Source organism: Achromobacter sp. ACM05 (assembly GCF_019218915.1).
Taxonomy (GTDB): Bacteria; Pseudomonadota; Gammaproteobacteria; order Burkholderiales; family Burkholderiaceae_B; genus Achromobacter; species Achromobacter animicus.
In genome coordinates this window covers 210,650-220,868 of record NZ_JAHUWQ010000003.1, presented here as the reverse complement: position 1 = coordinate 220,868, position 10,219 = coordinate 210,650, and the positions used below count along the sequence as shown (strand labels likewise).

Annotated in this window: 6 protein-coding genes; 2 read left to right on the top strand and 4 right to left on the bottom strand. The window is 63.3% G+C overall.

The window, feature by feature from the left end; translation table 11 throughout:
• Positions 1–7: 7 nt before the first annotated feature.
• The 3 genes from KW836_RS19340 to nadE all read right to left on the bottom strand — a co-directional run bounded on the left by KW836_RS19340 (position 8) and on the right by nadE (position 6,950).
• Positions 8–1,162 carry an efflux RND transporter periplasmic adaptor subunit gene (locus tag KW836_RS19340; RefSeq protein ID WP_175124301.1) on the bottom strand — a complete coding sequence of 385 codons (1,155 nt, stop codon included), beginning with the start codon at positions 1,160–1,162 and terminating at the stop codon, positions 8–10.
• A 696-nt stretch (positions 1,163–1,858) separates the two neighbouring features.
• Positions 1,859–5,989: a CheR family methyltransferase gene (locus tag KW836_RS19335; protein ID WP_218344457.1), complete on the bottom strand. Its 4,131-nt coding sequence runs from the start codon at positions 5,987–5,989 to the stop codon at positions 1,859–1,861.
• A 121-nt stretch (positions 5,990–6,110) separates the two neighbouring features.
• The gene (gene nadE / locus KW836_RS19330) at positions 6,111–6,950 is read right to left on the bottom strand and encodes an ammonia-dependent NAD(+) synthetase (protein ID WP_304505133.1); all 840 of its coding nucleotides are present in this window, start codon (positions 6,948–6,950) and stop codon (positions 6,111–6,113) included.
• A 134-nt stretch (positions 6,951–7,084) separates the two neighbouring features.
• Between nadE and KW836_RS19325 the strand changes: the two genes are divergently transcribed.
• Positions 7,085–7,594, top strand: a complete 510-nt coding sequence (locus tag KW836_RS19325) for a DUF421 domain-containing protein (RefSeq protein WP_191579192.1) — start codon at positions 7,085–7,087, stop codon at positions 7,592–7,594.
• 68 nt (positions 7,595–7,662) lie between these two features.
• Here KW836_RS19325 and KW836_RS19320 read toward each other — a convergent pair whose 3' ends face one another.
• Positions 7,663–9,213, bottom strand: a complete 1,551-nt coding sequence (locus KW836_RS19320) for a PAS domain-containing sensor histidine kinase (RefSeq protein ID WP_218344456.1) — start codon at positions 9,211–9,213, stop codon at positions 7,663–7,665.
• A gap of 167 nt (positions 9,214–9,380) precedes the next feature.
• Here KW836_RS19320 and galU point away from each other — a divergent pair, with 167 nt between their 5' ends.
• Positions 9,381–10,214 (top strand): UTP--glucose-1-phosphate uridylyltransferase GalU, encoded by an 834-nt coding sequence (gene galU, locus KW836_RS19315; protein ID WP_218344455.1) that lies wholly within the window; start codon positions 9,381–9,383, stop codon positions 10,212–10,214.
• The last annotated feature ends 5 nt before the right edge of the window (positions 10,215–10,219 follow it).

The following is a 10,219-nucleotide window of genomic DNA, read 5'->3' as shown; positions in this document are numbered from 1 at the left end:
GACTCCGCTAGGGTTTCGCGGCTTGCTGTTCGACCGGGTCAACCTGTTGGCCTGGCCTTATCTTGTGCCAGCCATCCACGACCACTTTCTCCCCTGGTTCAAGGCCGCGGCGCACCAGCCAGCTTCCTGAGATCTGCTCACCCACCTCGATCTGCCTGGGCACCGCCGTGTTGTCGGGCCCGATGACGAACACGGTGGCCGTATCGCCGTTCAGCCGCGCCGCCCGCGCGGGAATCAGGACGCCCTCCTGGCGCACCCCGACAAGTATCTGACCGTTGACGAACTGCCCGGGCAGCAACTCACGCTTGGCGTTGTCGAAACGGGCGCGGATGGTCTGCGCGCCAGTGGTCCGGTCGACGCTCAGGTCCGCGAAATCCACGACCCCGGTCTCGCCAAACTCCCGGCCGTTGGCCAGCGTAAGCCGCACCGGAAACGTATTGCCCGCCGTCGCCAGCGCGCCGGAGCGCGCGTAGTCGGTCAGGTCCATGATGGCGGTGTTGGACTTGGTGAACGTGGCGCTGATCGGCGACAACTGGTTGACCTGCGCCAGCAGCGTGGCCGCCGATGCGCTGACCAACGCCCCTTCGGTGACCAGCGCGCGGCCCACGCGACCGGCGATGGGCGCCCTGACCGTGCAGCGGTCCAGCCGCAACTGCGCCAACGTAACCGCGGCCTGCGCATCGGCCACATTGGCCTGCGCCTGCCCCAGCGCCGCCAGCGCGGCTTCGTATTCCTGCGCGCTGACCGCTTGACGCTGCACCAGCGGACGGAACCGGTCCGTGACCGAGCGCGCATTCTTCTGCACGGCCTGCGCACGCTGCAGCATGGCGTTAGCCTGCGCCAGCTGCGCCTTGTAGTCGCTGGGGTCTATCTGGAACAGCGGATCGCCGGCCTGTACGTCGCTGCCTTCGGTGTACAGCAGTTTCTCGACGATGCCGTCAACGCGTGCCCGCACTTCAGCGGTGCGAATCGGTTCGATCCGCCCGGGCAGGTCCACGTTCAGGTCGACCGGCTGGCGGCCGACGGTCATCACGAACACCTTCATCGGCGCAATGGTGACGGCCGCCGCGTCGTTCCGGTCACCACATCCCGCCAATGCAAGCGTCCAGGCGCCCAAGGCATACAACATGACACGACGGACATTGCTGCTTACTTGCGTCATCCACTACTCCCAGGCGGTCGGACTCGGGGTCTCGCGCTGCCCTCACCTCATGGCGGAGGCGAAGGCCTTACTTGGACAGCTTGTATGCGGAACAGCTTATGGGTGGACACCTTGCGGGCGCGCCTGGGCGCGCCGGACTGACGGACGTGCAGCTTATGAAGCGAGGGCGCAGCAAGGCGCCATGGGGTTATCGCGTTGAAGTAGGAGAATGCCGCTGATCGGAAAAAGGCCGACCCAGGCGGGACCTGCCCAATTGAGGCCAGGCTGGCTCTGGCCCGGCGTGGGCCGGGCGCCATGCAAAACGAACAAGACCATCGACTTTCGCACAAGCATCCTTTATGTCGTTGACGAGGAAGACTGGCTGAAATGGGGCTGCATGGTCGTGCGGCGGAAAGGGAATCCGCTTGCGGGCTTTGGCACGGAACGTGCTGAGTGCGGCGCGAAAGCACAGCTTAAGTAGCGACGGCACTTAGTGCAAGCTTTTCTCGTTTGCGCCGTTGGCGAACAGGAACGAAGGCGAAGCGTTTAGAACGGGTGCCGCAGGACAGGGCCATGGGAAAAAGTGCCCCCGATTAAGCGTCTGCCCGCGCATTTGTTGCCAGACTAAACAAATAGGATCAGAAAGAATCCGCCGTGGCGAAACGAGCCGGGAAGTGGCGGCAAACGCATGTGCCGGCCTCTTCCCAAACGCGCGGATCACCCGCGCAACCGCAGCTTGCGAACCACTTCGAGCAGATCGTCCAGCGACACCGGCTTGCTGATGTGGGCGGAAAAGCCTGCGCTGACGGCTTCGCGCATGTCTTCCTTGGCGCCAAAACCGGTGAGCGCGATGGAAGGCAGATCGGCGCCGCTGTCTTTTTCGCGAATGGCGCGCATCAGCGTATAGCCATCCATCTCCGGCATGCCGATGTCCGACAGCATCAGGTCGAAGCGGGCGGTCTCCAGGATTTCCAACGCCTGCCGGCCGTTGGAGGCGGCCGTGACTACCGCCCCTTCCATGTCCAGCAGCTCGTGCATGATGTGCAGGACGTCCTCGGAGTCATCGACCAAAAGCACCTTCAGCCCTTCCAAAGGCATGTCGGCGTTAGCTTGCGGCGCGTCCTCGGCTTCAAGGGAACCGGCCAGATCCAGCCATACCGTGAAGCGCGCGCCAAGTCCCACGCCATCGGAATGGACCTGAATCGTGCCGCCATGCGCACCCACCAGCTCGCTGACAACCGCCAGGCCGATGCCCAGTCCAGAGGTGGCGCCCGTCTTCTGGCGCACGTCGCCCTGGCTGAACATGTCGAACACCCGGCCGATGAACAGCGGGTCGATGCCCTGGCCCGTGTCGGCGACTTCCAGTTTCAAGCGGTTGTCCTCGATGGCCAGCTTAAGCGCGACGGAACCGCCCTCGGGCGTGAACTTGATCCCGTTGTTCAGCAGGTTCCAGATCACCTGTTCGATGCGCACGGGATCCGCGTCCAGGTAGATCGCCAGCGCAGGATCAAAGTCGCTGCGCAGATCGATGCCGGCCGACGCCGCCACGGGCTTGAGCACCTCGAGGATGTTTTTCGCGATGGCCACGACGTCGATGATCGATTTGTTGAGCGCCAGCTTGCCCGTCCGGACGCGCGAGAGATCCAGCAGATCGTCGATGATGCGGGCCTGGCCTTTGACCGAACGCTGGATCAGGTCCGTGGCACGCGCGGCGGGGCCGAAATTGCGCACGGCCGGCGTGCGGGCCAGCAGCTCTGCATTGAGCTGGATCAGGTTGAGCGGGTGCTTCAGTTCGTGCGACACGACCGCGAAGAACTCGTCCTTCAGCACGCTATCCGCATGTGCGCGGTCCAGACGGGACTCCTGCTCGGCGTCGCGCAACTTCAGGTCAGTGACATCGCGCACGATCTTGGCAAACCCCTGATAGACAGGATCATCCATCCGGTTCACGCCGCCCGTGCAGAACACCAGGCTGCCGTTCTTGCGCTTGTGCCAGCGTTCGTCAGGGGCGTAGCCGATCTTCCTGGCGCGATTCAGCTCATGCTCGGGTCTGCCGGCCGCGATGTCCTCGTCGGTGAAGATGATCGCGATAGGCTTGCCTTCCGCCTCGGCGCTGGTGTAGCCGAACATCAGCTCGGCGCCGATATTCCAGTTGGTGATGATGCCTTCGTTGTCCAGCGTCATAATGCCGAAATCGCGCGCGCTCTCGGTCATCAGCTTCAAGTGGGCCTCGCCCAGTCGCACGCTTTCTTCTGCCTTGCGCCGGTCCGTGATGTCGATGAACGTAAGGACCGCGCCTTCGATGCGGTGGTCACCGCTCCGGTACGGTAGCAGCCGCGCCAGATACCAACGGTCCGTCGTGCTGTGCACCTCGCGCTCCAAGGGGCGCAGCAGTTCGAACACGCCGGCGGCATCCTTCGCCAGGTCCGGGTACTCCAGCCGGTGCGTGATGTCGAGCACCGAACGTCCGGCGTCGCTCGGGATCACATTGAAGATGTCGGACGCCCGGGGCGTGAACCACTGGATGCGCATCATGCGATCCACGAACACCGTGGCAATGTCGGTGGACGCGATCAGGTTCTGCAGGTCGTCATTGATCTTCGCGGTTTCATCGACCTTGGCCTTCAGTTCCGCATTGACCGTGATCAGCTCCTCGTTGACGGACTGCAGCTCTTCCTTGCCGGTCTCCAGTTCTTCCGTGGTGGAGCGCAACTCTTCATTGATGGCCTGAAGCTCTTCATTGGAGGCCTTCAGTTCTTCCGTGGAGGTTTCCGCCTGCTCAATGGTCGCTTGCAACTGGCCCTTGGTGCGCTGGAGTTCGGCCTCCAGTTGCGTCAATACCATTGCGGAGCCGGTCGCGGGGCTGACAGCGCCCTCTGCGCTCATGATGTCCTCGACTTCCTCGAACAGCACAAGCAGGTAATCACTGGCCGACTCATCGTGCCGGAATGGCCGCACCACCATGTTGACGTAGGTCTGGCGCTCGCCAAGCGTCATTCTCACGCGCCGCGCCTCGACACTCTTTCGCGAATGCAGGGCCTGAAACATCGCGGTGCGCAATTCCGTGCGCAATTCCGGATGCACCGACAAGGGCAGATTGCGGGAAGGCTCGCCGCCCGGATGGCGCAGGAAGCGGCCTGCCCGCTCCGAAATGTGCACGATGTCGCTGTGAGCGTCGACGATGACACTGGGCGGCGCGAACATTTCGAGCGCACGCTGGTGCACGGCGGCATACGAGACCTTGGGCTGGCGAACCGGCCCCGCCGAGGCGTGCACCGGCCGAACGTGATTAATCCTCCCGTCGGTCAGTTCGGGCATGCCGCTCAGTTGCGACGGCGTTTCCCGAGCGATATAGATGCGGTGGCGCTTGTCCACCACCTGAAAAAGCTGCGGGCACGCATCGGCCGATTCGGAACTGCCGAGGAAAAGATAACCGCCCGGCTTCAATGCGAAGTGGAACATGCGCAACACGTCGCGCTGCACTTCGCGGTCCAGGTAGATCAAGAGGTTGCGGCAACTGACCAGATCCAGCTTCGAGAACGGTGGGTCGCGCAGGATGTTGTGCACGGCAAACAGCACCCGCTCGCGGATTTCCTTCTTGACGCAGTACTCGTTGTCCTGCTCGCTGAAGAAGCTTTGCAGCATGGCTTCAGGCACGTCGCCCTTGATCGCCATCGGATAAGCCGCCGCCCGGCCCACGGCCAGCGCCGTTTCGTCGATGTCGGTGGCAAACAACTGGATCTTGGGCGGGTGGGGCAACGCATCGGCCTGCGCGCTCATCAGCATGGCCAGCGAATACGCCTCTTCACCTGTAGAACATCCGGCCACCCAGGCGCGCAACGCCACGTCCGGCGTGGTGCTCAGCGACTTCAGCAGCTTGGGCAACACGAATTCATCCAGATTGGCGAAAGCTTCCTTGTCCCGGAAAAACTGCGTGACGCCAATGAGCATATCGGACAGCAGTTTAGGGGTCTCGTCGATGCGTTCCTGAAGCAGCTTTCCGTATTCGGGCAAGGTTGACACGCCCGTAACCTGCATGCGGCGCTCGATTCGGCGAAGCACCGTGGCTTTCTTGTAGTGACGGAAATCGTGCGCCGTGCGGGCGCGCAAGAGGGCAAGAATGTCCCGCAACGCATTGCGTTCCTGTTGCGCCCCGTCCGTCACCTGCTCGGCATCCGCGGCGCCGGAGGCCTCGGCCTCGGTCAGCGGCGGCAGATGGATGCTGCCCATGTTTTCCGCGATCTGCTTGAGACGCTGCGGCATGGTGGACACAGGCAGCACAATGTCCACCATGCCGGTGGAAATTGCATTGCGCGGCATGGTGCCGTGCTCTGCTTCCTCGGGCAACTGCGCGAACGTCACGCCGCCCTGTTCCTTGATGCGGGCAAGGCCCACCGATCCGTCGGACCCGCCCCCCGACAGCACGATGCCGACGGCACGGTTCGTATGCACATCGGCCAGCGTGCGGAAAAATTCGTCGATCGCAATCTGGCGGCCTTCCGGGCGACTGGCCCCCGCCGAAATACGCAGGTAGCCATCATTCATCGACAGCGAGGCCGCCGGAGGAATCACGTAGACGTGATCACGCAGGATCGGCACCGGCTTGGTGACCTGCTCGACCGGTAGCCCCGTGCAGGCCTGCAGAATCCTGTCGAGAATGCTTTCGTGATCGGGAGACAGATGCACCACGACGACGAAGGCCATGCCGGGTTTGGCCGGCATGTTCGAGAAGAAAGTCTTGAGCGCGTCGATCCCTCCCGCAGAGGCCCCCAGTCCGACCACCGGGAAGTTCAGGTCGCTTCGGACGACTCCCGGTTTGATGTTGGGAACAGACGGCGATTGGGACATTTTGGGCCTGTAGGTTGCGTGCGTGGGAGTACCCGCCATGATACAGCCGCCAGTTTGCGTGAGGTGCCGCGACAGCAGTCTCAAAGACAGATGTTTGGCGTCGTCGCGCAGCGTCTTCAAATCATTCGATGGGCCCCGGCGGCAGCATCCGCTTGTGCGCCGTGGCGCGGTACTGGCGCTCGATCACCGCGACCGCGTCTTCGGCAACCTCCTCGCCTTCCAGATAGCCATCGATCTGCGCGTATGTCACACCGTACGCGTCCTCATCCGGGCGCAACGGCCGCAACGACTCAAGGTCGGCGGTCGGCACCTTGAGCACCAGCCGGTCCGGCGCGCCCAGCAGCGACCCCAGCGCCCGCACCCGCCGCTTGGTCAGACCGCGCAGGGGCAGCACGTCCGCCGCGCCGTCGCCATGTTTAGTGAAAAACCCCATCAAGGCCTCGGCGGCCTGGTCCGTGCCGATCACCAGGCAGTCAAGCGCGCCTGCAATCGCATACTGGGCAATCATGCGCTGCCGCGCCTTGATGTTGCCCGCCCCGAAATCCTCGGCCGCCTCGTCCGCGTATTCAAGGCCGGCGGCGCGCAGCGCCTCGCGTTGCGCATCCACGGCCGGCTTGATGTCGATCCGCATACGGCGATCGGGTGCAATGAAATCCAGTGCCTGCGCCGCGTCTTCTTCGTCCCGCTGCTCGCCGTAGGGCAAGCGCACGGTGACGAACGTGGCCGGTCTCCCCTGGCCGCGAACGCGCTCGACGGCAAGCTGCGCGATCCGCGCCGCCACCGTGGAATCCACCCCGCCGCTGATTCCCAGGACATAACCTGCGCGGCCTGACTGGATCAGGTAGTCGGCGAGGAACGCGATGCGCCTTTCCAGCTCTTCGGTCGCGTCGAAGTCCGGGGTTACTCCCAGTTCTCCGGCGATGGCATCCCGCAAGCGCAAGGGGGTGTTACCTGAGTTCATTTTTACTTCTCCACGTTGACACATCGGAGCAGCAATCAGCGTTCCTGCGGTCGACTCATGCCCTGCGCGGCGCCCGGCTTGTTTGGGCACGGCACTTGCTTGCCGTTTGATGTTTCATTGTCGGAGGCGCCACGATGGACCCGGACTGGTCGACGATGTTTTCGTTTTCGCTCTCGCCGCTAGAGATTTTCATCCGCGGGACGATCGTCTATTGGTTCATCTTCGTGCTGCTGCGGCTTGCGGGCCGGCGAGATGTCGGGTCGCTGGGCGTGGCCGACATGCTGGTGCTGGTCCTGATCGCCGATGCCGCGCAGAATGCGATGGCGGGCGAATACAAATCCATTCTGGACGGGATGGTCCTGATTTCCACGATCATCGGCTGGACTGTGCTGGTCGACCGGGTTGGCTACTTTTTCAAGCCGCTTGGCCGCCTGCTCGAATCGGACCGCGTATGCCTGGTGCGCGACGGCGTGATCGCCAAGCGCGCGCTGCGCCGCGAATACCTGACGGAAGACGAGCTGATGAGCCAGCTCCGGCTGAAAGGCGTCCTCGAGGTTTCAGAGGTGCGCCGCGCGTATATGGAGCCGGATGGAGATATCAGCGTCATCAAGCGCCGGGCGCACAACCGCTTTCGCCGGACCTAGCGTCGCGCTACCCGATGCCGGCCCGGCGGGATTCCGGCGCCCAGCTCAGCAGCGCCGTACCCCGGCGCTTATGGCAATGTGTGCGCGTCCTCGGTCAGCACCTGCATCAGCGCCTCGACGGAGTACGGCTTCTGCATGACCGGAAATCCCAACGCCCGCGGCCCCGCCATCGCATCGCTGTAGCCGCTGGCCAGCACGATCCGAATGCCGGGCCAGTTTTCTCGAATCCGGCGGGCGAGTTCCATCCCGTTCATGCCGGGAAGCACCAGATCCAGGATCGCCAAGTCAAAGCCGCCGTTGCGTTGCTCCAGTTCGTGCAGGGCCTTCTCGGCATCGACCGTCCACGTCAGATCCTGGCCCAGCTCCGCCAGCCACGCCGACACCACCTCGCCGACCATGCGGTTGTCTTCCACCAGCAGCACCTGGCGGCGCACCGGCACGTTGAGGATGACGCCGGCGGCAGGCGCCTCGACCGCCTCGCCGGGTGACGTGACGGCCGGCAGGTAGAGCGTGAACGTGGTTCCCTTGCCAACCGTGCTGTCCACGGTCACGTCGCCGCCGGACTGCTGCACGAAGCCCTGCACCTGGCTCAGACCCAAACCAGAGTTCTCATGCTGGCCTTTGGTGGTGAAAAAAGGCTCGAACACGTGCGCCAGCACGCCGGGCGCGATTCCCGCGCCGGTGTCCTGCACGGACAGGGCCACGTGCGGGCCATTGAGTTTGGTATGGCCTTCCAGTTCCGACGCGTCCGGCACAACCTTAGCCAATATCTTGAGTTGGCCGCCGGCCGGCATGGCGTCGCGCGCATTGATGATCAGATTGAGCAACGCGGTTTCAAGTTGCCCCGGGTCCGCGAAGATCGTGCAGTCGCCCGGCCCGAACTCGTAGCTGATTGCCACGTGCGATCCGACCGAGGTCTCGAAAAGCTCCCGCATCGACGCCAGGCTGTCACGCACATCAAACGCGTGCGGCTGCAGCGGCTGCCGCTTGGCGTAGGCCAGCAACTGCCGGGTCAGCTGAGCTGCCTTTTCGGTGGTGTCGATGATGATGCCCACGTAGCGCATCAGCGAGGGGGGCAGTTCCGGATAGCGCTTGATGAACTCCGCGGAAAAGCGGATCGCGGTCAGGAAGTTGTTGAAATCGTGCGCAACGCCGCCGGTGAGGCGGCCGATGGCTTCCATGCGCTGGGCGTGATGCATGGAATCGCGGGCTTCCTGCAGTTGCTCGTGCCGCTCCTTCTGTTCGGTGATGTCGCGCGTGATCTTGGCGTAACCGACGAGGACGCCCCGGTCGTCATGGACCGGATCGATGACCACGCTGCACCAGAAGGTACTGCCGTCCTTGCGGACGCGCCAGCCCTCGGCCTCAAAGCGCCCTTCACGCCGCGCCGTCTCCAACGCACGCTCCGGCACGCCGGCATTTCGGTCTTCAGATGTGTAAAAAACGGAGAAATGCTGCCCGATGATCTCGTCCGCGCCATAGCCCTTGAATCGTTCCGCGCCGGGATTCCAGCTGCTTACGCGGCCCTTGGCGTCGAGAAGATAGATAGCGTAATCCCGCACTGCGCCGACTAGAAGGCGATAGCGGTCCTCGGACGGAAAATCCGGTAAAGAAGTCATGCAATGTCCCCACCTGCGTGTTTATTCATGCTCATCGCTCTCAGCAAACGCCGTGCCGTTCAGAAAATCCTGTTACAGCAATCGCCAAACGGGCACAGAATTTGCTGTAACCCGTAGTCAGTGGGCGGCCCATTCCAGGCGCCGCCCGGGCATAGAGGGCCTTAATAATGCAACCGATTCGTAAAGCTGTATTTCCCGTCGCGGGCTTGGGCACCCGCTTTCTTCCCGCCACCAAGGCCATGCCCAAGGAAATGCTGCCCATCGTCGACCGGCCGCTGATCCAGTATGCCGTTGAAGAAGCGGTCGCGGCAGGCATCACCGAACTGATCTTCGTCACCGGCCGCAACAAACGGGCGATCGAGGATCATTTCGACCGCGTGCCCGAACTTGAGTACGACTTGGAGGCGAAGAACAAGAACGCCCTGCTGGAGACCGTCCGCAACGTCATTCCGGACAGCGTCAAATGCGTGTACACCCGACAGCCCGCCGCCCTGGGGCTCGGCCACGCCGTGCTTTGTGCGGCGAACATTGTAGGCAATGAACCGTTTGCCGTGCTGCTGGCGGACGACATGATAGACGCGGACGCCCCCGTGATCGGCGAAATGATGAAGGTTGCCCGGGAATTCGAGGGCAGCGTCCTGGCGATCCAGCAGGTGCCAAAAACCAACACGCACCAGTACGGGATCGTGTCCGGCAGCCGCAAGGCGCACAGCGTCATGAGCCTGACCGGCATCGTGGAAAAGCCCAAGCCCGAGGACGCGCCGACCGACCTGGCGGTGGTCGGACGCTACATCCTGGAACCCCAGATCTTCGCGCTGCTGGAAGCCACCCAGGCGGGCGTGGGCGGTGAAATCCAGCTGACCGACGGCATTGCCGCCCTGCTCAAGACGCGCAAGGTGTTCGGGTTCGAATACGAAGGCGTCCGCTATGACTGCGGCAGCAAGGAAGGCTTTTACCGCGCCACGATGGAAATCGGGCGCAAGTACCACAACCTGGCCTGAGAAAG